Below are 22,477 nucleotides of genomic sequence, written 5' to 3' on the forward strand. Positions count from 1 at the left end.
CCAGCAAGGAGCAGACCCGATGCGCGACCTCATGGGCATCATGAAGCAGGCTCAGGCCATGCAGGAGAAGATGGCCGCCCTGCAGGACGAACTCGACACCGTCGAGGTCGCCGGCGCCTCGGGCGGCGGCGCCGTGCGGGTGACGATGACGGCCAAGGGCCTCGTGAAGGGCGTGCAGCTCGATCCCGCGCTGATGAATGCGGACGAGCGGGAGATCCTCGAAGACCTCATCGTGGCGGCCGTCAACGACGCCCGGGGCAAGGCCGAGCAGGTCGCCGCCGAACGGATGGGCGAACTGACCAAGGGCCTGCCGATCCCGCCGGGCATGAAGCTGTTCTAGGCCTCGTCAGCCGACACGGCCGGTCCGGGCGGGCCACCGCCGTTTCCCGCGCAACGGGCGCGATCGGGCGCGCTTTCGATGATCGCGGTACGGGTACCTTAACGAGTCCGAGCGTTTGATCGACGGATGGTTGAGCATCGCAAGACGATCCGCGCCCAGACGCATCTCGACGGCCGGGCCGCCCTCGATCGGGCGTCACCGGACATGCAGCCCTGCCTCGTGCGGAACCTGTCGCCGATCGGAGCCTGCCTCGAGTTCTGCTCGGAGGTGACGGTGCCGGACTCCTTCGACCTCTATCTCGGCGAGAGCCCCCGGGCCCACCGGGCGCGACGGGTCTGGCACCGGGCCAACGAGGTCGGCATCAGCTTCGTGAAGGCGCGCGAGAACGCACCCGAGGTGCTTCACGACGGGGACGTGTCCGGACGCTGAGACGCCCGGACATCAATGGGGCGCAGGCGCGATCGCCCGCGCCCGCTCGGCATGTCAGGCGGCGGCGAGAACCGGCTCGGCGGCGCGGACATCCGCGTCGACATGCGCGGCGAAGCGCTTGAAGTTCTCCTGGAACATCGTGACGAGGCGTGTCGCGGTCTCGTGGAAGGCCGGCTTGTTCGTCCAGGTCTCGATGGGCGAGAGCACCTCCGTCTCGACGCCCGGCACCGCGACGGGCACCTGGAAGCCGAAATAAGGGTCGCGCCGGAACGCGACATGGGCGAGCGAGCCGTCCAGCGCAGCGTTGAGCAGGCGGCGGGTGACGCGGATCGGCATGCGCCGTCCGGTGCCGACGCCGCCCCCGGTCCAGCCGGTGTTCACCAGCCAGCAATCGGCCCCGTGCTCCGCGATCAGGTCACGCAGCAGGTTGCCGTAGACGCTGGGGTGGCGCGGCATGAACGGCGCGCCGAAGCAGGTGGAGAACGTCGCCTCCGGCGCGGTCAGGCCCCGCTCCGTGCCGGCGACCTTGGCGGTGTAGCCGGACAGGAAGTGGTACATCGCCTCTGCGCCCGTCAGCCGGGCGATCGGCGGCATCACGCCGAACGCGTCGCAGGTCAGCATGACGATGTTCTTCGGGTGCGCGGCCCGCCCCGTGGCGCTGGCGTTCGCGATGAAGTCGAGGGGGTAGGCGCAGCGGGTGTTCTCGGTGAGCGAGGCGTCGTCGAAATCCGGCACGCGGGTCTCGGGGTCGATCACCACGTTCTCCATCACCGTGCCGAAGCGCTCGGTGGTGGCGTAGATCTCCGGCTCTGCGTTGCGCGAGAGGCGGATGGTCTTGGCGTAGCAGCCGCCCTCGAAGTTGAAGATGCCGTCCCGGCTCCAGCCGTGCTCGTCGTCGCCGAGGAGCTGGCGCGAGGAATCGTTGGAAAGCGTGGTCTTGCCGGTGCCGGAGAGCCCGAAGAACAGGGCCGAATCACCGGCCTCGTCGAGCGCCGCGTTGGCCGAGCAGTGCATCGGCATCACGCCGGCCCCGGGCAGGGTGTAGTTCAGGTAGGTGAAGACGGACTTCTTCATCTCGCCGGCATAGGCCGAGCCGCCGATGAGGACGAGCTTGCGGGCGAAATCGATGGCGATCACCGTCTTCGAGCGGCAGCCGTGGCGGTGCGGCTCGGCCTGGAAGCTCGGCAGGTCGATGATGGTCAGCTCGGGCACGTAGGTGCCGAGGGTCGCGCGGTCCGGGCGGATCAGCAGGTTGCGGATGAACAGCGAGTGCCAGGCGAGCTCGGTGAACACCCGGGCGTTGACGCCGTGAGCCGGGTCGGCGCCGCCGCGCAGGTCCTGCGCGAAGAGTTCGCGGCCCTCCGCATGGGCGAGGAAATCCGCGTACAGGGTCTCGAACTGCTCCGGCGTGATCGCGCCGTTGTTGTCCCACCAGATCTGGTTCTCGGTGGTGGCGTCGCGCACCACGAACTTGTCCTTGGGCGACCGGCCCGTATGGGAACCGGTGGTCGCCACGAACGCGCCGCCGCGCGCCAGCTGACCCTCGCCGCGCGCGAGCGCCTCCTCGTAGAGGCGCGGCGCCTCCAGGTTCCAGTGCACCGCCTTCAGGTTGCGCAGCCCGCTGGCGTCGGAACCGTGTGCCGCGTTGTAATCGCCGATGTTGGTCACGCTCATCTCTCCTCGGGCCCCTGATCGCGTCGCCGTCCCAGTGATCGGATGCCGTTCCGGCTTTTCCGTCGCCGCGTCCCGGAGCGTCCGCACGGTCGGTCAGGGCCGCCGCACGCAGGTTCACCGCTCGAGGAACACGCCCTTCTGCATAGACGCGGATCGTTTGCCGTCAATCCGCCTGTCGGCTGACAAAAAGACTTACATGATCCCGGTTTCCGGCCAGGGCGTCGCGAAATTTCCCCGGCCTTGAGGGCGCATGGCGCGCGTGGGGGCGAAATCCGGGCATGGAAACCCTATTTAGGCGGACATGGGATCGGATGCGGCGCGCCGTGATCCGTCAGCCGCCCCGCGTCCTCGGTACTCCACCGTGTGGACGCCTTCTTCGTCACGAGATCCGCCTTCATGCCCCAAGCCGTCGCCGGTCCCGAGATCGAGCGCCTGATCCAGCTTCTCGCCCGGATGCCGGGCCTGGGGCCCCGCTCGGCCCGCCGGGCCGCCCTGCAGCTCATCAAGAAGCGGGAAACCCTGCTGGCGCCCCTCGCCGACGCGATGCGGGTGGCGTCCGAGCGCATCGTGGTCTGCCACGCCTGCGGCAACGTCGATACGCGCGATCCCTGCACGATCTGCTGCGACGAGGGCCGTGACCCCGCCACCCTCGTGGTGGTGGAGGACGTCTCCGACCTCTGGGCCCTGGAGCGCTCCGGCGCGGTCACTGCCCGCTACCATGTGCTCGGCGGCGTGCTCTCCGCCCTCGACGGCGTACGGCCCGAGCACCTCAACCTCGAGAGCCTCGTCGCCCGCGCCGCCGATCCGGCGATGCGCGAGATCATCCTGGCGCTCAACGCCACCGTCGACGGGCAGACCACGGCGCATTACGTCACCGAATCCCTGAAGGAGCACGGCCTGCGGATCACGCGCCTCGCGCACGGGGTGCCGGTGGGCGGCGAGCTCGACTATCTCGACGAGGGCACGCTCACGGCCGCGATCCGCAGCCGCACACCGTTCTGAGGGCGGCGCGCGCCGTGCATTTGACCGGCCCCGGCCCGGACCGTATCTGCGGGGGCTCAGGCGGCCGCCGGCCCCGCACCCGACCCGCAAGTCCGATCGCCCCATGACCATCCGCCCCCTCGTGATCCTGCCCGATGCGCGCCTGCGCCTTGCCTCCGAGCCCGTCGGCCCCGTGACGGACGAGATCCGCACGCTCGCCGCCGACATGCTGGAGACGATGTACGACGCCCCCGGGGTCGGCCTCGCGGCGATCCAGATCGGCGTCCCGAAGCGCGTCGTCACCATCGACACCTCGAAGGACGAGAACGACCGCCAGCCGCAGGTCTTCCTCAACCCCGAGATCGTCTGGTCCTCGGAGGAGAAGCGCGTCTACGACGAGGGCTGCCTGTCGATCCCGGAGTATTACGGCGAGGTCGAGCGGCCGGACCGGGTCCGCGTGCGCTTCCGCGACCTCGACGGCGCGGAGCGGGAGATCGAGGCCGACGGGCTGCTCGCCACCTGCATCCAGCACGAGATCGACCACCTCGACGGCGTGCTGTTCATCGATCACCTGTCGAAGCTGAAGCGGGACCGGGTGGTGAAGAAGTTCGCCAAGGCGGCCAAGCGCGACGCCTGATTCGCCCCGTTCGAGGAACAGCCATGCGCGTCGTCTTCATGGGCACGCCGGATTTCGCCGTGCCGACCCTGGCGCGCCTCGCCGCGGACGGGCACGCGATCGCGGCCGTCTACACGCGTGCGCCGGCCCGGGCCGGGCGCGGCATGGCGCTCAAGCCCTCGCCGGTCCACGTCCTGGCCGAGACGCTCGGCGCGCCCGTGCTCACGCCCGCCAGCCTGAAGGATCCGCAAGCCGCCGAGACCTTCGCGGGGCACGCGGCCGATGTCGCCGTCGTGGTGGCCTACGGCATGCTCCTGCCGCAGGCGATCCTCGACCTGCCGCGCCACGGCTGCCTCAACCTGCACGGCTCGCTGCTGCCGCGCTGGCGCGGCGCCGCGCCGATCCAGCGGGCCGTGATGGCGGGCGACGCGGAGAGCGGCGTCGGCGTGATGCGCATGGAGGCCGGCCTCGATACCGGCCCCGTGGCCCTCGAGGCGCGGTTGCCCATCGCCCCCGGCATGACCGCGGGCGAACTCCACGACGCGCTGATGCCGCTCGGCGCCGACCTGATGGCGCGGGCGCTGCGCGCCCTGGACCAGGGCGACCTTCCCTTCACGCCCCAGGCGGAGACGGGGGTGCTCTACGCCCACAAGATCACCAACGAGGAGGCGCGCATCGACTGGACGCGCCCGGCACGCGAGGTCGCCAACCACGTCAACGGGCTCTCGCCCTTCCCCGGCGCCTTCTTCGAGGCGGATTTCGGGAAGGGACCGGAGCGCGTCAAAGTGCTGCGCGCCGAAGCCGTGCCGGGCTCGGGCGCGCCGGGCACCCTGTGCGATGCGCAGGGAACAGTGGCCTGCGATGCGGGCGCGGTACGGCTGCACGCGCTGCGTCGCGCCGGCAAGGGTGGCGTCGTCACCGGCGCGGAGTTCGTGCGCGGCGCGCACCGCGTGCCGGGCGACCGGCTCGCGTGAACGCCTGATGCCGCGCTACAAGCTCGTCATCGAGTACGACGGAACGCCCTTCTGCGGCTGGCAGCGCCAGACGTCGCAGCCCTCCGTGCAGGGCGCGATCGAATCTGCGGTCAAGCGCTTCTCGGGCGAGGTCGCCGGCCTCACCTGCGCCGGACGCACCGATACGGGCGTCCACGCCACCCATCAGGTCGCGCATCTCGATCTGGAGAAGGCCTGGCGCACCGACGTGGTGCGCGACGCGCTCAACGCGCATCTGCGGCCGAACCCGGTGGCGATCCTCGGCGTCGAGATCGTCGGCGAGACCTTCAATGCCCGCCATTCGGCCACCCGCCGGCACTACCGCTACCGGATCCTCAACCGGCGCACCCCGCCGGTGCTCAACCGCACCCAGGTCTGGCAGGTGCCCTGGCCCCTCGACGTGGGCCGGATGCAAGAGGCCGCCATCCGTCTCCTCGGGCTGCACGATTTCACCGCCTTCCGCGCCGCCGAATGCCAGGCCAAGAGCCCGGTCCGGACCCTGGACCAGCTCGACGTCGCGGTGCGACCGATGGGCTTGCACGAGGAGATCGTGGTCGCGACCTCGGCCCGCGCCTTCCTGCACCATCAGGTCCGCTCGATGGTCGGCACCCTGATGCTCGCCGGGAGCGGCCGCCTCAGCGCCGACGACGTCGCCGAGATCCTGGCGAGCCGCGACCGCAGCCGTTGCGGACCGCTGGCCCCGGCCTGCGGGCTGACGCTGGTGGGGGTGGACTACACCACCGATCCGAGCGGGTTCGAGGCCCCGAAATAGGCCGCCAGCACCCGCGTATAGATCGCGGTCAGCCGGTTCAGGTCGGCGACGGCCACGCATTCGTCGGTCTGGTGCATGGTCTGGCCGACGAGGCCGAACTCGATGACCGGGCAGGCCTCCTTGATGAATCGGGCATCCGAGGTGCCGCCCGTGGTCGAGAGCAGCGGGCGGCGCCCGGTCTCGGTGGCGATGGCGCCCGCCACGAGCTCGGTGAAGGCGTCCGGCTCAGTGAGGAAGGCGGGCGAGTTCGAGGGCAGGAGGTCGAGGGTGTAGCGCAGGCCCCGGCCCGCCGCCCGGTCCAGGCGGGCGCGGATCTCGGCACCGAGGGACTCGGCGGTCCAGGTCTCGTTGAAGCGGATGTTGAAGGTGGCCCGCGCCTCGGCCGGGATCACGTTGGTGGCCGTGTTGCCGACATCGAGGGTGGTGAATTCGAGGTTCGAGGCGTCGAAGTGCCGGGTGCCCGCATCGAGGGGCGCGGCGAGCAGCGCCGCGGCGAGGCGCAGGAGGCCGGGAATCGGGTTCTCGGCGAGATCCGGATAGGCGACGTGGCCCTGGCGCCCGTGCACGGTGAGGTGCCCGGTGAGCGATCCGCGCCGGCCGATCTTGATCATGTCGCCGAGCGAATCCGGGTTGGTCGGCTCGCCGAGCAGGCAATGGTCGAAGCGCTCGCCCCGCCCCTTCGCCCAGTCGAGGAGCTTGACCGTGCCGTTGATGGCCGGCCCCTCCTCGTCGCCGGTGATGAGGAAACCGATCGAGCCCGAAAAACCCGGGCCGGCGGCGTCGAGGTAGTCGAGGGCGGCGGCGAGCATGCAGGCGATGCCGCCCTTCATATCGACGGCACCCCGCCCGTACAGCACCCCGTCCTCCACGGTGCCGGCGAAGGGCCCGTGGCGCCAGCGGGCCGGATCGCCGGGGGGCACCACGTCGGTGTGGCCGGCGAACAGCAGGTAGGGCGCGCCCGAGCCGATGCGGGCGTAGAGGTTGTCGATGTCCGGAGTGCCAGGGCTGGAGAAGCGCGGGCGCTCGACGCTGAAGCCGGCCGCTTCGAGCACGCCGCCGAGCCATGCCAGCGCGCCGCCCTCCTCCGGGGTCACGGAGGGGCAGCGGATCAGCGCCTGCGCGAAGGCGAGCGGGGAGCGGTCGAGGGGCGCATGCGGCACGGACGGGACTTTCGCATGAGGTCGGGGTGCGGACGGCCATAAGCGCCGGCTCGCGGGGGCGCAATTCGCGGGCGGCCTTTCGGAGCGCCGCCGTCGGGGCTATCTGCGGGAGATGGCCCTCTCCTCGGACGAAATCGAACGCTACGCCCGCCACCTCGTCCTGCCGGAGGTCGGCGGGCCGGGACAGGCACGGCTCAAGGCGGCCCGCGTCCTCGTCATCGGCGCCGGCGGGCTCGGCGCCCCCCTGATCCAGTACCTCGCCGCCGCCGGGATCGGCACGATCGGCATCGTGGACGACGACGTGGTCTCGCTCTCGAACCTGCAGCGCCAGGTCATCCACGGCACGCCGGAGATCGGGCGCCTCAAGGTGGAGAGCGCGCGCGAGGCGGTGGACCGCCTCAACCCGCATGTCGGCGTCGAGACGCACCCGACCCGGCTGACGCCGGAGAACGCCGCCGGCCTGATCGGCGCCTACGACGTGGTCGCCGACGGCTCCGACAATTTCGCCACGCGCTACGCGGTCTCGGATGCCTGCTTCCACGCCCGGCGCCCGCTGGTGACGGCGGCCCTCGGGCGCTTCGACGGCTCGCTGACCACGCTGAAACCCTACGCCACCGATGCGCGGGGACGGCCGAACCCGACCTATCGCTGCCTGTTCCCGAACCCGCCGCCGCCCGGCAGCGTGGCGCCCTGCGCCGAGGCCGGGGTGCTCGGCGCGCTCGCGGGCATCATGGGCTCGCTCATGGCGCTGGAGGTGATCCGCACCGTCACGGAGTTCGGGGAGCCCCTGGTCGGACGCCTGCTCATGGTCGACACCCGCGCCATGCGGTTCGAGACCCTGGGCTACGGCTGGGACGAGGCGAACCCGCTGAACGGGACCGACGCGCCGGGCTGAGGGGCGTCACCGCCCCTCGCCTCCCCCTATTCCGCCGGGAGCGCGCTGAGGCGCGGACGCGGCTCCCGGCCCCGCGCCGTCTCGTCGAGGGCATCGGTGAACTGGAGCGCCGCGAGCTGGGCGTAGAGCGCGCCCTGCGCCAGCAGACTCTCGTGGGTGCCGCTCTCCACGATCCGCCCGCCGTCGAGGACGAGGATGCGGTCGGCCTTGCGGATGGTGGCGAGGCGGTGGGCGATCACCAGGGTCGTGCGGTCCCGCATCAGGGTGTCGAGGGCGGTCTGCACCGCGCGCTCGCTCTCGGCGTCGAGGGCGGAGGTCGCCTCGTCGAGGAGCAGGATCGGCGCGTTCTTGAGGATGGCCCGCGCGATGGCGACCCGCTGGCGCTGGCCGCCGGACAGGGTGACGCCGCGCTCGCCCACGCCCGTGGCGTAGCCCTGCGGCAGGGCCTGGATGAAGCCGTCCGCGTTGGCGAGTTCGGCGGCGCGCCGCACCTGCGCCTCCGTCGCCTCCGGGCGTCCGTAGCGGATGTTCTCGAGGACGGAGCCCGAGAACACCGTGGGATCCTGCGGCACCAGGGACAGGCGCTCGCGCAGGGCGTCCGGATCGGTGCGCGCGATGTCGACGCCGTCGACCCGGATGGTGCCGGATTGCGGGTCGTAGAAGCGCAGCAGCAGCTGGAGCACCGTGGTCTTGCCCGCGCCCGAGGGCCCGACCAGGGCCACGCGCTCGCCCGGCGCGATCGTGAAGCTGATCCCGTCGAGGGAGGGATGCTCCGGCCGCGTCGGGTACTGGAAGCGCACGGCCTCGAAGGAAACCGCGCCCCGGGCCGGCGACGGCAGCGGCAGCGGGTCGGCCGGCGCGCGAATCACGGGCTCGGCGGCCAGGATCTCGCCGAGGCGCTCGGCGGCACCGGCGGCCTGCGCGAGTTCGCCGTAGACCTCGGAGAGCTGGCCGAGGGCGCTGGCGCCGAACACGGCGTAGAGCACGAACTGCGAGAGCTGACCCGCCGTCATGGTGCCGGCCAGCACCCCTTGCGCCCCGTACCACATCACCCCGACGACGCTCGCCGAGATCAGGAAGATCGCCACACCCGTGAGCAGCGCCCGCGCCTGGATCGAATCCCGCGCCGCGCCGTAGGCGTTCTCGGAGGCAGTGCCGAAGCGGTCGGCCGTGGTCCGGCCCATGCCGAAGGCCTGCATGGTGCGGATCGCGTTCACCGCCTCGGCCGCGTAGGCGGAGGCGTCGGCGAGCCGGTCCTGCGCCGCCCGCGAGCGCCGGCGCACGCCCCGCCCCGACAGGATGAGCGGGAACACGATGAGGGGAATCGCGGCCAGGACCAAGACGGAGAGCCTGGGGCTGGTGATGACCATCATCACCACGGCGCCGGAGAACAGGAAGGCGTTGCGCAGCAGGATCGAGATCGAGACGCCGAACACCGCCTTGACCTGTGTCGCATCGGCGGTGAGGCGCGAGATGATCTCGCCGGAGAGCGAACGGTCGAAGAAGGCCGGGTCGAGCTGGGTCAGGCGCCGGAACACGGCGGTCCGCAGGTCCGCCACCACCCGCTCGCCCAGCGTCACCACCGTATAGTAGCGCGCGCCGCTCGACAGGGCGAGCACCGCCACCACGCCGATCAGGGCGGCAAAATAGGTGTCGATGACCCCGTGGCCGTCCGGCGAGAAGCCGTGGTCGATCACCCGGCGCAGGGCGATCGGGACGACGAGGGTCGCGCCGGACGCCGCCAGGAGCGAGAGGAACGCCGCCAGGATCCGCCCGCGATAGACCGCCGCGAAGGGAATCAGCGGGCGCAGCGATCCCAGGGGTGCCTTGGGACGGGCCTCTCCGGGATTTTTCTTGTCACGGCCGCGAGCCATGGTGCCTCGTCATCATTGGTCTTCAAGGAAAAGCGACCGTTGGGCGGTCTCTTCGAGCGGCGCACGCTTGTCGGGCGAAGGTGCGTGGGGTATAGGCGCGCCTTCATCCGATTGCGCGTGATCTATGGCCGCGGGCCGCCAGACGGGCCGGTCGGCTTGGCTATTCAAGGATTTCGTCATGGCAAAGAGCGCGGCCGACAAGGCCAAGGGTACCGAGCATCCCGACTACCACTTCATCAAGGTCGTGATGACCGATGGGTCGGACTACATGACCCGGTCGACCTACGGCAAGGAGGGCGACACCCTCAACCTCGATATCGACCCGAACACCCACCCGGCCTGGACCGGCGGCGAGCAGAAGATGCTCGATCGCGGCGGCCGCGTCTCGCGCTTCAACTCGCGGTTCGGCGCCCTCTCCTTCGGCAAGAAGTAAATCGACTTCGGTCGGCCGCCACGGCAACGTGGCGGCGCAGGTCATAGTACGACGCAGAACGGGCGGCTCCCTGGAGCCGCCCGTTCTGCGTTCCGGCCCTTCCTGGAGGGGCCCTCCCGGCGATGACGCCGGGAGGGCCCGCGGCGCCTCAGGCGGAGGCCGGCGCGAAGGCCGCGTGCAGGCGGCCGAGCTGCGCCACCACTGGGCTCTCCTGCGGCATCGGGACGGGACGCTCCTCGGTGATCGCGCCGTCGAGGTGGAGGATGCGGGTGTGGAGCCGGCGCGAGCGCACGATGAGATCCTGCAGGGTCGCCGGCAGCTGGCCGAAGACCTCGGCGCGGAAGGTCTCGGGCGTGGTGAGGCGCACGCGGGTCTTCTCCTGCATCGCCTCCGCCGGGGTGAGCTCGCCCTCGGACACCGCCCGCTGCACCAGCAGCCAGGAGGCGATCTGCATCAGGCGGGTGGTGAGGCGCATGCTCTCGCTGGCATAGCTCAGCGTGCCGTCGCGGGACATCAGACGCGATTCCTCGCGGCCCGTCCCGTCGAGATAGGCCGCCGCCTCCTCGACCAGCGTCATGCCCTCGCGGAACAGCACCTTGAACGCCTCGGAGGTGACGTAGGTGTCACCGAAATTCACCCAGTCCCGCCGGTCCTGAAACATGACGTCGAATCCGCTCATGGTGCCTCCTGTGCCGCGACCGGACCGAATCCGTCCCACGATGGGACGAAGGCGACGCGCTTGCACCTCGGAGCGCAATCCTAGCGCCGGAAGCGCGGCGCCGGGGGCTTTACCCAGTGTTAACGTTAATGGCGGGCGGTCGGTGCCATGGCGCTGCAGGCACGAAAAAAGGCCGCCCGTTCTCGGGGCGGCCGCATAAGGGAGAGCGTTGGGAGCAATCGTTACATGCGGGTAGGTCATCCGCACGCTGTCCGGCGCCGCCGAACAGGATCATAGGATGCCGCAGCGCGGTTAACGACGCGTTACCGCCCGCGAGCCTCGATTCGGATGAGATCGCGATTCGAAAGAGATCTCAACTCGAGAGAGATCCTGGCGTCGAGGAGCCTCCCGGAGACAGGCGTTCGGAATTGACTCGCGCGAGCCCTTCGGTCATAAGCCGCGCCATCGCGACGCGGCGCCCTTGAGGGGCGCTGTCCGCGCTTGCAGACACATTTCAGGGCGAGTGAATATCCGGCGCGGCCTCTGGCGCAGCCCGGATCGATCCTCGGCCATTCGGAGATCGCGCCATGAAGAGAACCTATCAGCCCAGCAAGCTCGTGCGTAAGCGTCGTCACGGCTTCCGCGCCCGCATGGCCACCGCCGGCGGCCGCAAGGTCATTGCCGCCCGCCGCGCGCACGGCCGCAAGAAGCTCTCGGCCTAAGAACCCGGCGCCGTCCCGGCGGCGCGCCTCATCACGGATCCGGCGTCTGGGTCTCGCGACCCGAGGCCGGACAGCGAGCCCCAGGATCGCATCGGCCATGTCGACGATCGGACGGCTCAGACGACGCGCCGAGTTCCTGGCTGCGGCCAGCGGGCGGCGCTTCCACAATGAACGCCTCTCGGCGCAGGGCCTCGTCCGCGCCGACGATGCGGCGGTCTCTGATGACGGCCTGCGGATCGGTTTCACGATCACCAAGCGGGTCGGGCATGCCACGGAACGCAACCGCATCCGGCGCCGGCTGCGCGCGGCCGTGGCTCAGGCGGCGGGCGACCTGCCGGCGCGCAAGGCCGACGTGGTCCTGGTCGCGAGGCGTCCTGCCCTGCACGCGCCCTTCGCGACGTTGATCGACGACCTGCGCCGCGCCGTGGCCGTGGTGACGAAACCCCAATCGGGGAAACCGACCGAAGCGGGCCGGACGCCGTCCCGTCGCGGACGCGGCAAAGGCGCGCCCGCGTCTGGCGCATCGGCGTCGGCTCCGCTATTGGCCTCGGGCGCGACGGCGTCCGCCGCGACGTCCGGCCCAGCGCCGGCTCCCGCGAAGGCGCCCTTCCCTCCATCCCACGCATGCGACGGACCGACCGATGGGTAATGACAAGACGAACATGATCGTCGCGATCGCCTTGTCGCTGGCGGTCCTGCTCGGCTGGAACTACTTCATCGCCGCCCCTCGGATGGAGGAGCAGCGTCAGGCCGCCCTGCAGAACAAGGCGGCGACGCAGGCCGCCGGCCCGGACGGCGTGCCGAGCCCGAGCCCGAAGGAGGGCGGCCCAGCGAGCCCCATGCCCGGCACCCTCCCGAGCGCGTCCGGCGGCACTGGCGGGGTCGTGTCCCGCGATGTCGCCATCGCCCGCTCGCCCCGCGTGAGCATCGACACCCCGGCCCTTGCCGGCTCGATCGCCCTCAAGGGCGGCCGCATCGACGACGTGTCACTGAAGAATTACCACGAGACCGTGGACGACAAGAGCCCGCGCATCGTGCTGCTCTCGCCCACCGGGACCGAGACCCCCTACTACGCCGAGTTCGGCTGGGTCGGCCAGAATGCCGGCCCGCTGCCGAACGGCGATACGGTCTGGACGGCCGACGCCACCAGCCTCGCGCCGGGCAAGCCCGTGACGCTGAGCTACGACAACGGCGCCGGGCTGCTGTTCAAGCGCGTGATCGCGGTGGACGACAAGTTCCTGTTCACGGTGCGCGACGAGGTGGAGAACAAGGGCGCCAACGCCGTCAGCCTCTATCCCTACAGCCTCGTCTCGCGCTGGGGTAAGCCGCACACCCAGGGGTACTACGTGCTGCACGAGGGCATGATCGGCGTGCTCGGCGCGGACGGCCTGCAGGAATACACCTACGACCACCTCGCCAAGGAGCCCGCGCTCGGCAATGCTGGCACCAAGGGCAAGACCTGGGCGGGCGTGACCGGCGGCTTCGTCGGCATCACCGACAAGTACTGGGCCGCCGCCGCGATCCCCGACCAGACGGCCCCCTATACGGGCAGCTTCACCGAGCGCACGGACGGCGCCACCAAGGTCTACCAAGCCAACGTGCTCGGCAACGTGCAGGTGGTGCAGCCCGGCGCCTCGGTGGCCGCGACGCAGCAGCTCTTCGCCGGCGCCAAGGAGGTCAACACCGTCAACGCCTACCAGGCGAACCAGAACATCAAGCAGTTCGACCTGTTGATCGACTGGGGCTGGTTCCACTTCATCACCAAGCCGATGTTCCGGGCGCTGGACTTCTTCTTCCACCTGTTCGGTAACTTCGGCGTGGCGATCCTGGTGGTCACGCTCTGCCTGAAGCTGCTGTTCCTGCCCATCGCCAACAAGTCGTACCAGTCCATGGCCAAGATGAAGGCCGTGCAGCCCGAGATGACCTCGATCCGGGAGCGGTACAAAGACGATAAGATGAAGCAGCAACAGGCGATGATGGAGCTGTACAAGAAGGAGAAGATCAACCCGGTCGCCGGCTGCTGGCCGGTGCTGATCCAGATCCCGGTCTTCTTCGCGCTCTACAAGGTGCTGTTCATCACCATCGAGATGCGGCACGCGCCGTTCTTCGGCTGGATCCAGGATCTGGCCGCGCCCGATCCGACGAACATCCTCAACCTGTTCGGCCTGCTGCCCTTCGCGGCGCCCGACTTCATCCACCTCGGCATCTGGCCCATCATCATGGGCGTGACGATGTTCATCCAGATGAAGATGAACCCCGCACCGCCGGACCCGGTCCAGGCGCAGATCTTCACCTTCATGCCCATCGTGTTCACTTTCATGCTCGGCTCGTTCCCGGCCGGCCTGGTGATCTACTGGGCCTGGAACAACACCCTTTCGGTGATCCAGCAATACGTCATCATGCGCCGCAACGGCGTGAAGGTCGAATTGTGGGACAACCTGAGCGGGATGTTCAAGCGCAAGAACGCCGTCGCTAAGAGCTGAGCGTCCCCCCTCTCCCGGTCCCGGCCGGAGAGGCTGCCCTCGACCCAGTCCTCCCCGTCCGGCGACGGGGAGGACTTCCTGTTTCCGGTGTGTCGGCGCGCGAGGGCGGCGGACACGCCTGCCTGGCCGGAGCGCCCCGATGTCCCAAGCCGAAGACGATGCCGCGCTCCTGGAGGCCGGCCGCCTGCTGTTCGCCGGTGCCGCCGACTTCATCGCCTCGGCCCCGAACGTGCCCGCCCTGCCCCCGATGAAGGGCGTGGAGATCGCCTTCGCGGGACGCTCCAACGTCGGCAAGTCGAGCCTCGTCAACGCGCTGACCGGGCGCAACACCCTCGCGCGCACCTCGCACACGCCAGGGCGGACCCAGCAGTTGAACTTCTTCGACATCGGCGGCCGGCTCACCCTGGTGGACATGCCCGGCTACGGCTACGCGGCGGTGGAGAAGACCAAGGTCGAGGCCTGGACCGACCTGATCCACGACTACCTGAAGGGTCGCTCGAACCTCGCCCGGGTCTTCATGCTGATCGATTCGCGCCACGGACTGAAGAGCATCGACACGGGCGTGCTCGACGGCCTCGACAAGGCCGCCGTCAGCTACCAGATCGTGCTGACCAAGGGGGACGCCCTGAAGAAGTCGGAGATGCAGGCCCGCATCGCCGGCATCCAGAGCGCCATCGCCCGGCGCCCGGCGGCCTATCCGGAGATCCTGCTCACCTCCAGCCGCGACGACCGCGGCGTCCCGGAATTGCGCGCCAGTGTCGCCCGGCTGCTGCAGGAGCGCGGCGCATGAGCGCCGTCGATCGCATCCTCCTGGCGCTCGGCGCGCTCGCCGGCCTCCTCGGCGTCGCGGCGAGCGCGGCCGCGGCCCATGTGAGCGGCGCCGACAGCCTGAAGACCGCCGCCCAATTCCTGTTGTTCCACGCGCCCGCGATCCTCGGGCTCGGCGCCCTGGCGGCGACGGGCACGACGCACCGGCTCCTCACCCGTCTCGCCGCGGGCGCCCTCGTCCTCGGCCTCGCGCTGTTCTCCGGGGACCTCGCGCTCCGGGCGCTCCAGGGTACGCCGCTGTTTCCCAGGGCGGCGCCGATCGGCGGCATGGCGCTGATGGCGGGCTGGCTGCTGGCGATGGTGGCGGCGTTCGTACCCGCGCGGCGGTGACCCTGGTCGTCAACGCGCAGACGAAGCGCCTCGCAACGGCCCTGAACACGACCGCCGGTTCGGGCCTCACGGTCGGCACCGCGAGGCCCGTTGCGGAATACGCCTGCACGCGGCTGCCGGCGCCCGTCAGGGTCGCTGAAGGCGGCCCTCAGCGGACGAGCGGCGGCAAAGGCGGTTCGGCCCCGTCCGGCAGCGCCGTGCGGGCCATGTTCATGCTCATGGCGAGCAGCGTGTAGTACCCGTTGATCCCTGCCATCTCGACGGCGCCCTGCTCGCCGAAGGCCGCGACCGCGCGGGCATAGGTCGTGTCGCTCACCGCGCGGTTGCGGTGAAGCTCGGTCGAGAAGGCGTGGACGAGCGCCTCCGCCTCCCCCATCGTATCCGGCCGGCGCCCCTCGCGAATCGCCGCCACGATGGCCGGATCGAGCCCGGCCTTCAGGGCGATCGGCGCGTGGATGTGCCATTCGAGCTGCTGCGTCCATTCCCGCGCGGTGATGAGGATGATGAACTCGCTCAGGTGCAGGGGCAGGACGCTGCGGTAGCGCAGGTGCAGCCCCATGGTGCTGGCGTTCGTCATCAGTTCGGGGCTGCGCAGGAGCGGCACGAACGGTCCGAAGACGGGCGTGCCGCGCGCGGCGCGAAACGCCGCCGCCGCCGCGACCTGCGCGTCGCTGAGGGCCTCGGCCGGGATCTCCGGCAGCCGGTCCTGGGTCGAATCCGTGAGCGGCATCGCGATTCCCTCGTTGAACGGCCCGAACCCGGGCGCCGCGTCACGCCTCGCGAAAGTCGAGGTTCGTCGGCGCCGCGGCGAGCTGGCCCTTATCACAGCGTGGGGGCGTACGGGGCTCGCCGGTGACGGGGATCTCCGGTCCGACGCCGTCGAGGCGCACGCGGCGCGCCCAGACCTGGCCGTAGCCCTTCAGAAACAGGCCGTAATGGAGGCTGTCCGCCGCGTCGGGTACGTCGAGGACGACGCTGCGGCGCGTCCAGTCCCGGTCGCCCGTCAGCGGGCCGTCGGTGGTCCGGCTCAGCATGTTGTCGAAGGCGAGGCCCATCCGCTCGCGTCCGTCGACGCGCATCCAGACCGTGCCGCAATCGGCATCGCGGCAGCGCAGATCCACGCTGAGCCGCAGGCGCTGGCCGCGATACGCGTCCGCTGCCACGCTCTGCATGAGCACCGCGATGCAGTCGGTGAGCGCGCCGAGTCCCTGCCCCCGCTCCAGCCGGCTCTCGATCAGGATCGCACCGGGCGTGGCGGGATCGAGCCCGAGGCGATGGCTCTCCGGGCGAGCGTCGCCCGGATTCTGGCCGAGCGCGGCGCATGACCGGCTTCGACCGCACCCTCCTTGCTCTCGGCGCGCTCGCCGGCCTGCTCGGCGTCGCCGCGAGCGCGGCTGCGGCTCATATCCCCGGGGCCGACAGCCTGAAGACGGCGGCGCAGTTTCTGCTGTTCCACGCGCCTACCATCATCGCACTCGTGGCCCTGACCGCCACCGGAATCACTCACCGCCTCACGACTCGGGTCGCCGCTGCCGCTCTGGTGATCGGACTCGCGCTGTTCTCCGGTGATCTGTCCTTGCGCGCCCTGAAGGGCATTCCGCTCTTTCCGATGGCCGCGCCGACCGGCGGCGTCATCCTGATGGCCGGCTGGCTCCTGGCCGCCCTGGTCGCACTGATCCCGACCCAGCGTTCCGAACGCTGACCCTCGACCTGCGGGGCCGAGGGTGTACGCTCCCCCGGACCCATCAGAAGGGAGGACCGCTTGCTGAAACCCGGTATTCTGCTCGCCGCCTATCTCGTGGCCTTCGCCGCCAGCGCCGCACAAATCGAAGAGAACAAGCCGCTGGTGATGCGGATCATCTTCGAGGATTGCCTCGGCTATATCCGCCACGGTCGCATGCCGTTCCAGGGGCTCGCGACGCGGCCTGCCTCGCGCGAGGCGATCGACACCATCCCGCGCCGGGCGCCGGACCGGGAGAAGGCAGTGGAGCTTTTGTCGCCGCGCTACGTGGCATCCTGGGGGCAGGACGAGAATAGCCGGCACTGCCTCATCCGTACGGTCTGGCAGGCCGAGCCCGACGCCCGGCCCATACGCCTTGGCGTGCGAAGTGAGGGCTTCCTCCAGCGCGTCGATGCGCGCGCCCGCTCCGAAGGCCTGACGCAGAGCGGAATGGCGGATACCTTCACGCCGATATCCGTCAGCTTCTGGTCCGAGGGCGAAACCGGCCATGACAGCGGTCCGCTACGACCGGTCATCTTCTCGCTCGTGGCCTCTGCCGCCGACGAGGCCCGGGGTCTCGCCGATGCGGGCGTGATCGCCATGGGCGGTCCGCCGCAGGGGCGCCCCTGAAAGCCCGACCGCTGTTCCATACGGCAGAGCGGAATGTCCGATCGGGACAATCGGCAGGCTCACGCCACGTAGTCGGGTCAGCCCCCAAAAAAAGAGGCCGCCCCCTACGGCATCACCGGCGGGTGATAGGTCAGCGTGAACGCGAGCGCCCAGAGCAGGAACAGCACCACCGGCAGGTGGATGAGCAGTTGCAGGAAGCTGAACCCGACGATGTCGCGCGCCTTCAGGCCGAGGATGCCGAGCAGCGGCAGCATCCAGAACGGGTTGATGAGGTTCGGCAGCGCCTCGGCCGCGTTGTAGACCATCACGGCCCAGCCGAGATGGACCTGCAGCTCGTTGGCGGCCTGCATCACGTAGGGCGCCTCCAGCAGCCACTTGCCGCCGCCCGAGGGCACGAAGAAGCCGAGCACCGCCGAGTACACGCCCATCGAGATCGGGAAGCTGCCCGTGGTGTTCAGGCTGACGAAGGCGTGGGAGATCACCTCCGAGACCGAGATCCCGGCCGCGTTCTTCGGCCCCGTGAGCATGGCGCTGATGGCGGCGTAGAGCGGGAACTGGATCAGGATGCCCGCGGTGGCCGGCACGGCCTTGGCGACGGCCACGAGGAAGCGCTTGGGGCGCCAGTGCAGGAGGAGGCCCAGCGTGATGAAGATGAGGTTGTAGGTGTTCAGGTTCGAGATCGCGGTGATCCAGGATTGGCGCGCGAATTCCTGGACGATCCATCCCCCGGCGATCAGCACCAGCAGGAGGGTGAGGATCGGCGAATGCTCCAGCCACTCGCCGGGCTGCTGCGGACGGGTGAGGTCCGGCTGCTCACGCGACACGTCGGCGCCGAGGTCCTGGGCCGTCACCGCCGTTCCGGGCTTGGGCGCGGAGGCATAGGCGATGATCACCGACATCACGAACAGGATGAGCGCGATCAGCATCGACTGCCAGAGGAAGATGGTCTCGCTGAACGGGATCACGCCGGTGATCGGCAGGAGTGCCTTCGGCAGGCTCGCGGGATTCGCCTGAAGCTGGGCGGCGGAGGAACTCAGGCCCATCGCCCAGGTGGCGCCGAGCCCGAGATAGGCGGCCGCCCCGGCGGCACGGTAATCCATGCGCAGTTCGGTGCGCCGGGCGAGCGCCCGGGCGAGCAGGCCGCCGAAGATCAGGCTGAGGCCCCAGCTCAGGAACGAGGACAGCATGGTGGCCGCCGCCACGAAGCCGACGGCGCCGCGGCCGGTCTTTGGGATGCCCGCCAGCCGGTCGATCAGCGCCTGCACGGGGGGAGCCGTCGCCACCACGTAGCCGCCGATGGTGACGAAGGCCATCTGCATGGTGAACGGGATCAGGCTCCAGAACCCGTCCCCGAAGCTCTTGGCGACGGCGGTGGCGGGCGCGCCGTTGGCCAGCGCTCCCAACGCCACGATGACCACCGCGATGGCCACGAAGATGAAGGCGTCGGGAAACCACTTCTCGGCCCAGGCCGTGAAGCGGATGCCGGCACGGGAGAGCGCACCCTCCTCGGTACGGGCGCGGGGCTCTACGGGCGCTTCCATGAACGTCGACTCCTCATCCGCGGCACGAGCGGCCACGGTTCGCATGAGTTAGAGAGGGGCCGGATCGTCGTTTCAAGCGCGTCCTGGCGCGAAACCCCAGGGCGCACAGGATTTGTCAGCCGATCGCGCGGCCGCCGGGAACACCCGCGCCCGCGCACCGGCCGTCCGACGGAGGTGTCCGCGATTCCCGTGGCGGCGTCGGGAACGGCTTCGGGGGCCTGCGCGCGAGCCTCGCTGAGTTCAAGGTTTCTTGAGACTCTACCGGGTAATTCCATTCCTCGATGCACGCGAGGATTGTCGGTGACCAGAACGTCGGAACTCCGGGATCTCGAAACCAGGATGGCCGAGCGGCGCCTGCGCGGTGCCAGGATCTGGAGCCAGGCCCCGCGCCGCCAGTGGGAGGCCCTCACGCCGGAGCAGCCGTTCCGGTCCCCGCTGCGCTGGCTCGCCGCGCTGCTCCTCAGCACCGCCCTGATCCTCGGGGTCGCGGCCGCCGTGGTCCTGGTGCCGCCCGGCCTCGACTGCCGGGCGCAGAGCGAACGCGGCTTCTTCGCGGGCGACAGTATCTCGGCGTGCTACGCACGGGGCGTGGCGACGCGGTTCGCGGAGCTCGACGGCCGCCTCCGGCGAATCATCCTGCGCTCCGGTCAGTGAGCGGATGACGAAAAGGGCCCGCGCCGGCCGATGCCGACGTGGGCCCCAAGGGTCGAGAAAAACAGCCCCGATCAGTTCAGGGTCGCACCCGGCGGACGACGCTCGGCCCCGAGGCCGGACGCGCCCACCGTGAGGCCGAGGGGGCCCACCTGCACCGGCACCGCCTCCCCGTCATGGACCAGGCCGGACAGGAGCTGTTCGGCCAGGCGATCCTGCACCGCCTTCTGGATCACCCGCTTCAGGGGACGGGCCCCGTAGGCCGGGTCGTAGCCCTTGTCCGCGAGCCAGTCGCGGGCCTCCGGCTCCACCTCGAGGGTGATCTTGCGCTCGTCGAGGAGCTTCTGCAGGCGCTTCAGCTGGATATCGACGATCGCGCCCATCTCCGACCGCTGCAGGCGGTGGAACAGGATAATCTCGTCGATCCGGTTCAGGAATTCCGGCCGGAAGTGGCTGCGCACCACCCCCATCACCTCCTCGCGCACGGCCTCGGTATCGTCGCCCTCGCGCTGGTTGACGAGATATTCCGAGCCGAGATTCGAGGTCATGATCAGGAGCGTATTGCGGAAATCCACCGTCCGCCCCTGGCCGTCCGTCAGCCGCCCGTCGTCGAGCACCTGCAGCAGGACGTTGAACACGTCCGGATGCGCCTTCTCGACCTCGTCGAACAGCACGACCTGATAGGGCCGGCGCCGCACGGCCTCGGTCAGCGCCCCGCCCTCCTCGTAGCCGACATAGCCCGGAGGCGCGCCGATGAGGCGGGCGACCGAGTGCTTCTCCATGTATTCCGACATGTCGATGCGCACGAGCGCCGTGTCGTCGTCGAAGAGGAAGCCCGCGAGCGCCTTGGTCAGCTCGGTCTTGCCGACGCCGGTGGGCCCCAGGAAGATGAACGAGCCGATCGGCCGGTTCGGATCCTGCAGGCCGGCGCGGGCCCGGCGCACGGCGGTCGAGACCGCCTCCACCGCCTCGCGCTGACCGATGACGCGCTCGCCCAGCGCCTTCTCCATCGCCAGGAGCTTGTCGCGCTCGCCCTCCAGCATCTTGTCGACGGGCACCCCGGTCCAGCGCGAGACGACACCCGCGATATGGGCCGGCGTCACCGCCTCCTCGACCATGCCGTCGCGCGCCACCGCGCTCTCGGCCTGAGCCTCGATCTCGGCGAGTTGGCGCTCCAGACCCGGGATCACGCCGTAGGCGAGTTCGCCCGCGCGCTGGTACTGGCCCTGGCGCTGGGCCGAGGCCAGTTCGTTGCGCGCCTCGTCGAGCTTGCGCTTGAGTTCGGCGGCGGCCCCGAGCTTGTCCTTCTCGGCCTTCCAGCGCGAGGTGATCGCGGCGGATTGCTCCTCGAGATCGGCCAGTTCCTTCTCGAGCCGCACGAGGCGGTCGCGGGAGGCAGCATCGGTCTCCTTCTTCAGAGCCTCGCCCTCGATCTTCCGACGCACGATCTCGCGGTCGATGTTGTCGAGTTCCTCCGGCTTCGAATCGACCTGCATGCGCAGGCGCGAGCCCGCCTCGTCCATCAGGTCGATGGCCTTGTCGGGCAGGAAGCGGTCGGTGATGTAGCGGTTCGACAGGGTCGCGGCCGCCACGAGCGCGGCGTCCTGGATGCGGACGCCGTGGTGCTGCTCGTACTTCTCCTTGATCCCGCGCAGGATCGAGACCGTATCCTCGACGGTGGGCTCGGACACGAAGACGGGCTGGAAGCGCCGGGCGAGGGCCGCGTCCTTCTCCACGTGCTTGCGGTACTCGTCGAGGGTGGTGGCGCCGACGCAGTGCAGCTCACCGCGGGCCAGCGCCGGCTTGAGGAGGTTCGAGGCGTCCATCGCCCCATCCGCCTTACCGGCTCCGACCAGGGTGTGCATCTCGTCGATGAACAGGATGATGCCTCCCTCCGCCGCCGTGACCTCGGAGAGCACGCCCTTCAGCCGCTCCTCGAACTCGCCGCGATACTTCGCGCCCGCGATCAGCGAACCCATGTCGAGGGCGAGCAGGCTCTTGTCCTTGAGGCTTTCCGGCACGTCGCCGTCGACGATGCGCAGGGCCAGCCCCTCGATGATCGCGGTCTTGCCCACGCCGGGCTCGCCGATCAGGACGGGGTTGTTCTTGGTGCGCCGGGACAGGACCTGGATGGTGCGGCGGATCTCCTCGTCGCGCCCGATCACCGGGTCGAGCTTGCCCTCGCGGGCCGCCTCCGTGAGGTCGCGGGCGTATTTCTTGAGGGCGTCGTAGGCGTTCTCCGCCGTGGCGTTGTCGGCGGTGCGGCCCTTGCGGAGCGCATTGATGGCGCCGTTGAGGGAGGCGGCGGTGACGCCGGCCGCCGCGAGCGCCTTGCCGGCCTCGGTCTCCTTCTCGACGGCCAGCGCGAGCAGCAGGCGCTCGACCGTCACGTAGCTGTCGCCGGCCTTCTCGGCCGCCTTCTCGGCGGTGTCGAACAGGCGCACGAGTTCGCGCGTCGCCTGCGGCTGGGACGCGTTGCCGGACACCTTCGGCTGCTTGGCGAGCCAGGCCTCGACCTGCGCGAGCGCGACCCGCGACTGGCCGCCGGCCCGGTCGATGAGACCGGCGCAGAGGCCCTCGGGATCGTCGAGCAGCACTTTGAGGATGTGGCCCGGCTGGAATTGCGGATGGCCCTCGCGCATCGCGAGGCTCTGGGCCGCCTGCACGAAGCCACGGGCCCGTTCGGTGTAGATCTCGAAATTCATGTGTCTCTCACCCTCCCCGTTCCGGCTTGACCCTCCGCCCGCA

The 22,477-nt window shown here is 70.1% G+C and carries 24 protein-coding genes; 16 read left to right on the forward strand and 8 right to left on the reverse strand.

Annotation, left to right across the window (positions count from 1 at the left end):
- The first annotated feature begins 19 nt into the window (after window positions 1-19).
- Both OF380_RS04440 and OF380_RS04445 read left to right on the forward strand, forming a co-directional pair.
- A complete protein-coding gene (locus tag OF380_RS04440; protein WP_264049571.1) occupies window positions 20-340 on the forward strand; it encodes a YbaB/EbfC family nucleoid-associated protein in 321 nt (106 codons plus the stop codon).
- A gap of 126 nt (window positions 341-466) precedes the next feature.
- Entirely contained in the window at window positions 467-769 is a 303-nt protein-coding gene (locus OF380_RS04445; protein WP_264049572.1) for a hypothetical protein, read from the forward strand.
- A gap of 54 nt (window positions 770-823) precedes the next feature.
- On the opposite strand, the gene OF380_RS04450 is transcribed toward OF380_RS04445, so the two are convergent.
- The gene (locus tag OF380_RS04450) at window positions 824-2,437 is read right to left on the reverse strand and encodes a phosphoenolpyruvate carboxykinase (RefSeq protein ID WP_264051187.1); all 1,614 of its coding nucleotides are present in this window, start codon (window positions 2,435-2,437) and stop codon (window positions 824-826) included.
- 402 nt (window positions 2,438-2,839) lie between these two features.
- On the opposite strand from OF380_RS04450, the gene recR reads away from it, so the two are divergent.
- From recR to truA, 4 genes are all read left to right on the forward strand, one after another.
- Entirely contained in the window at window positions 2,840-3,445 is a 606-nt protein-coding gene (gene recR / locus OF380_RS04455; protein WP_264049573.1) for a recombination mediator RecR, read from the forward strand.
- A 103-nt stretch (window positions 3,446-3,548) separates the two neighbouring features.
- Window positions 3,549-4,061, forward strand: a complete 513-nt coding sequence (locus tag OF380_RS04460; RefSeq protein WP_264049574.1) for a peptide deformylase — start codon at window positions 3,549-3,551, stop codon at window positions 4,059-4,061.
- A gap of 23 nt (window positions 4,062-4,084) precedes the next feature.
- Window positions 4,085-5,014, forward strand: a complete 930-nt coding sequence (gene fmt / locus OF380_RS04465; RefSeq protein WP_264049575.1) for a methionyl-tRNA formyltransferase — start codon at window positions 4,085-4,087, stop codon at window positions 5,012-5,014.
- 7 nt (window positions 5,015-5,021) lie between these two features.
- On the forward strand, window positions 5,022-5,804 hold the full coding sequence (gene truA / locus OF380_RS04470; protein ID WP_264049576.1) for a tRNA pseudouridine(38-40) synthase TruA: 783 nt from the start codon (window positions 5,022-5,024) through the stop codon (window positions 5,802-5,804).
- Here truA and dapE read toward each other — a convergent pair.
- Window positions 5,765-6,964: a succinyl-diaminopimelate desuccinylase gene (gene dapE, locus OF380_RS04475; RefSeq protein ID WP_264049578.1), complete on the reverse strand. Its 1,200-nt coding sequence runs from the start codon at window positions 6,962-6,964 to the stop codon at window positions 5,765-5,767. The two genes, truA and dapE, sit on opposite strands and share 40 nt — an antisense overlap.
- 112 nt (window positions 6,965-7,076) lie before the next feature.
- Between dapE and OF380_RS04480 the strand changes: the two genes are divergently transcribed.
- On the forward strand, window positions 7,077-7,859 hold the full coding sequence (locus OF380_RS04480) for a HesA/MoeB/ThiF family protein (protein ID WP_264049579.1): 783 nt from the start codon (window positions 7,077-7,079) through the stop codon (window positions 7,857-7,859).
- A gap of 26 nt (window positions 7,860-7,885) precedes the next feature.
- On the opposite strand, the gene OF380_RS04485 is transcribed toward OF380_RS04480, so the two are convergent.
- Window positions 7,886-9,733: an ABC transporter transmembrane domain-containing protein gene (locus OF380_RS04485; protein WP_264049580.1), complete on the reverse strand. Its 1,848-nt coding sequence runs from the start codon at window positions 9,731-9,733 to the stop codon at window positions 7,886-7,888.
- 178 nt (window positions 9,734-9,911) lie between these two features.
- Between OF380_RS04485 and rpmE the strand changes: the two genes are divergently transcribed.
- Window positions 9,912-10,166, forward strand: a complete 255-nt coding sequence (gene rpmE, locus OF380_RS04490) for a 50S ribosomal protein L31 (RefSeq protein ID WP_018045309.1) — start codon at window positions 9,912-9,914, stop codon at window positions 10,164-10,166.
- A 148-nt stretch (window positions 10,167-10,314) separates the two neighbouring features.
- Here the strand turns inward: rpmE and rcdA are convergent, their stop codons facing one another.
- Complete coding sequence (rcdA, locus tag OF380_RS04495; protein WP_264049582.1) at window positions 10,315-10,845, reverse strand: protease adaptor protein RcdA; 531 nt, start codon at window positions 10,843-10,845, stop codon at window positions 10,315-10,317.
- 566 nt (window positions 10,846-11,411) lie between these two features.
- Here rcdA and rpmH point away from each other — a divergent pair.
- The 5 genes from rpmH (at window position 11,412) to OF380_RS04520 (ending at window position 15,187) form a co-directional block, all read left to right on the forward strand.
- On the forward strand, window positions 11,412-11,546 hold the full coding sequence (rpmH, locus tag OF380_RS04500) for a 50S ribosomal protein L34 (RefSeq protein WP_055947927.1): 135 nt from the start codon (window positions 11,412-11,414) through the stop codon (window positions 11,544-11,546).
- A 97-nt stretch (window positions 11,547-11,643) separates the two neighbouring features.
- Window positions 11,644-12,195 carry a ribonuclease P protein component gene (rnpA, locus tag OF380_RS04505; RefSeq protein WP_264049583.1) on the forward strand — a complete coding sequence of 184 codons (552 nt, stop codon included), beginning with the start codon at window positions 11,644-11,646 and terminating at the stop codon, window positions 12,193-12,195.
- The gene (gene yidC, locus OF380_RS04510) at window positions 12,188-14,029 is read left to right on the forward strand and encodes a membrane protein insertase YidC (RefSeq protein WP_264049584.1); all 1,842 of its coding nucleotides are present in this window, start codon (window positions 12,188-12,190) and stop codon (window positions 14,027-14,029) included. The genes rnpA and yidC overlap by 8 nt, the downstream gene beginning before the upstream one ends.
- Window positions 14,030-14,168: 139 nt before the next feature.
- A complete protein-coding gene (yihA, locus tag OF380_RS04515; RefSeq protein WP_264049585.1) occupies window positions 14,169-14,819 on the forward strand; it encodes a ribosome biogenesis GTP-binding protein YihA/YsxC in 651 nt (216 codons plus the stop codon).
- Window positions 14,816-15,187, forward strand: coding sequence for a DUF423 domain-containing protein (locus OF380_RS04520; RefSeq protein WP_264049586.1), 372 nt, complete (start codon window positions 14,816-14,818; stop codon window positions 15,185-15,187). Before yihA ends, OF380_RS04520 begins: the two co-directional genes overlap by 4 nt.
- A 148-nt stretch (window positions 15,188-15,335) precedes the next feature.
- On the opposite strand, the gene OF380_RS04525 is transcribed toward OF380_RS04520, so the two are convergent.
- Together OF380_RS04525 and OF380_RS04530 are read right to left on the reverse strand one after the other, a co-directional pair.
- Window positions 15,336-15,917 carry a carboxymuconolactone decarboxylase family protein gene (locus OF380_RS04525; protein ID WP_264049587.1) on the reverse strand — a complete coding sequence of 194 codons (582 nt, stop codon included), beginning with the start codon at window positions 15,915-15,917 and terminating at the stop codon, window positions 15,336-15,338.
- 40 nt (window positions 15,918-15,957) lie between these two features.
- Complete coding sequence (locus tag OF380_RS04530) at window positions 15,958-16,365, reverse strand: hypothetical protein (protein WP_264049588.1); 408 nt, start codon at window positions 16,363-16,365, stop codon at window positions 15,958-15,960.
- Window positions 16,366-16,508: 143 nt separating this feature from the next.
- Between OF380_RS04530 and OF380_RS04535 the strand changes: the two genes are divergently transcribed.
- Complete coding sequence (locus OF380_RS04535) at window positions 16,509-16,889, forward strand: DUF423 domain-containing protein (protein ID WP_264049589.1); 381 nt, start codon at window positions 16,509-16,511, stop codon at window positions 16,887-16,889.
- A gap of 60 nt (window positions 16,890-16,949) precedes the next feature.
- Window positions 16,950-17,537 (forward strand): hypothetical protein, encoded by a 588-nt coding sequence (locus tag OF380_RS04540; protein WP_264049590.1) that lies wholly within the window; start codon window positions 16,950-16,952, stop codon window positions 17,535-17,537.
- Between the two features lie 104 nt (window positions 17,538-17,641).
- Here the strand turns inward: OF380_RS04540 and OF380_RS04545 are convergent, their stop codons facing one another.
- Window positions 17,642-19,078: a short-chain fatty acid transporter gene (locus OF380_RS04545; RefSeq protein ID WP_264049591.1), complete on the reverse strand. Its 1,437-nt coding sequence runs from the start codon at window positions 19,076-19,078 to the stop codon at window positions 17,642-17,644.
- A 300-nt stretch (window positions 19,079-19,378) separates the two neighbouring features.
- Between OF380_RS04545 and OF380_RS04550 the strand changes: the two genes are divergently transcribed.
- Window positions 19,379-19,732, forward strand: coding sequence for a hypothetical protein (locus OF380_RS04550; RefSeq protein ID WP_264049592.1), 354 nt, complete (start codon window positions 19,379-19,381; stop codon window positions 19,730-19,732).
- Between the two features lie 71 nt (window positions 19,733-19,803).
- Here the strand turns inward: OF380_RS04550 and clpB are convergent, their stop codons facing one another.
- Complete coding sequence (gene clpB / locus OF380_RS04555; RefSeq protein WP_264049593.1) at window positions 19,804-22,434, reverse strand: ATP-dependent chaperone ClpB; 2,631 nt, start codon at window positions 22,432-22,434, stop codon at window positions 19,804-19,806.
- Window positions 22,435-22,477: the final 43 nt, after the last annotated feature.

This window comes from Methylobacterium sp. FF17 (genome assembly GCF_025813715.1).
Classification (GTDB): domain Bacteria; phylum Pseudomonadota; class Alphaproteobacteria; order Rhizobiales; family Beijerinckiaceae; genus Methylobacterium; species Methylobacterium flocculans.

Coding starts and splice junctions, on each gene's coding strand:
- OF380_RS04440 (WP_264049571.1), top strand. CDS start 20: ATGCGCGACCTCATGGGCATCATGAAGCAGGCTCAGGCCATGCAGGAG.
- OF380_RS04445 (WP_264049572.1), top strand. CDS start 467: ATGGTTGAGCATCGCAAGACGATCCGCGCCCAGACGCATCTCGACGGC.
- recR (WP_264049573.1), top strand. CDS start 2,840: ATGCCCCAAGCCGTCGCCGGTCCCGAGATCGAGCGCCTGATCCAGCTT.
- OF380_RS04460 (WP_264049574.1), top strand. CDS start 3,549: ATGACCATCCGCCCCCTCGTGATCCTGCCCGATGCGCGCCTGCGCCTT.
- fmt (WP_264049575.1), top strand. CDS start 4,085: ATGCGCGTCGTCTTCATGGGCACGCCGGATTTCGCCGTGCCGACCCTG.
- truA (WP_264049576.1), top strand. CDS start 5,022: ATGCCGCGCTACAAGCTCGTCATCGAGTACGACGGAACGCCCTTCTGC.
- OF380_RS04480 (WP_264049579.1), top strand. CDS start 7,077: ATGGCCCTCTCCTCGGACGAAATCGAACGCTACGCCCGCCACCTCGTC.
- OF380_RS04485 (WP_264049580.1), bottom strand. CDS start 9,733: ATGGCTCGCGGCCGTGACAAGAAAAATCCCGGAGAGGCCCGTCCCAAG.
- rpmE (WP_018045309.1), top strand. CDS start 9,912: ATGGCAAAGAGCGCGGCCGACAAGGCCAAGGGTACCGAGCATCCCGAC.
- rcdA (WP_264049582.1), bottom strand. CDS start 10,845: ATGAGCGGATTCGACGTCATGTTTCAGGACCGGCGGGACTGGGTGAAT.
- rpmH (WP_055947927.1), top strand. CDS start 11,412: ATGAAGAGAACCTATCAGCCCAGCAAGCTCGTGCGTAAGCGTCGTCAC.
- rnpA (WP_264049583.1), top strand. CDS start 11,644: ATGTCGACGATCGGACGGCTCAGACGACGCGCCGAGTTCCTGGCTGCG.
- yidC (WP_264049584.1), top strand. CDS start 12,188: ATGGGTAATGACAAGACGAACATGATCGTCGCGATCGCCTTGTCGCTG.
- yihA (WP_264049585.1), top strand. CDS start 14,169: ATGTCCCAAGCCGAAGACGATGCCGCGCTCCTGGAGGCCGGCCGCCTG.
- OF380_RS04520 (WP_264049586.1), top strand. CDS start 14,816: ATGAGCGCCGTCGATCGCATCCTCCTGGCGCTCGGCGCGCTCGCCGGC.
- OF380_RS04525 (WP_264049587.1), bottom strand. CDS start 15,917: ATGCCGCTCACGGATTCGACCCAGGACCGGCTGCCGGAGATCCCGGCC.
- OF380_RS04535 (WP_264049589.1), top strand. CDS start 16,509: ATGACCGGCTTCGACCGCACCCTCCTTGCTCTCGGCGCGCTCGCCGGC.
- OF380_RS04545 (WP_264049591.1), bottom strand. CDS start 19,078: ATGGAAGCGCCCGTAGAGCCCCGCGCCCGTACCGAGGAGGGTGCGCTC.
- clpB (WP_264049593.1), bottom strand. CDS start 22,434: ATGAATTTCGAGATCTACACCGAACGGGCCCGTGGCTTCGTGCAGGCG.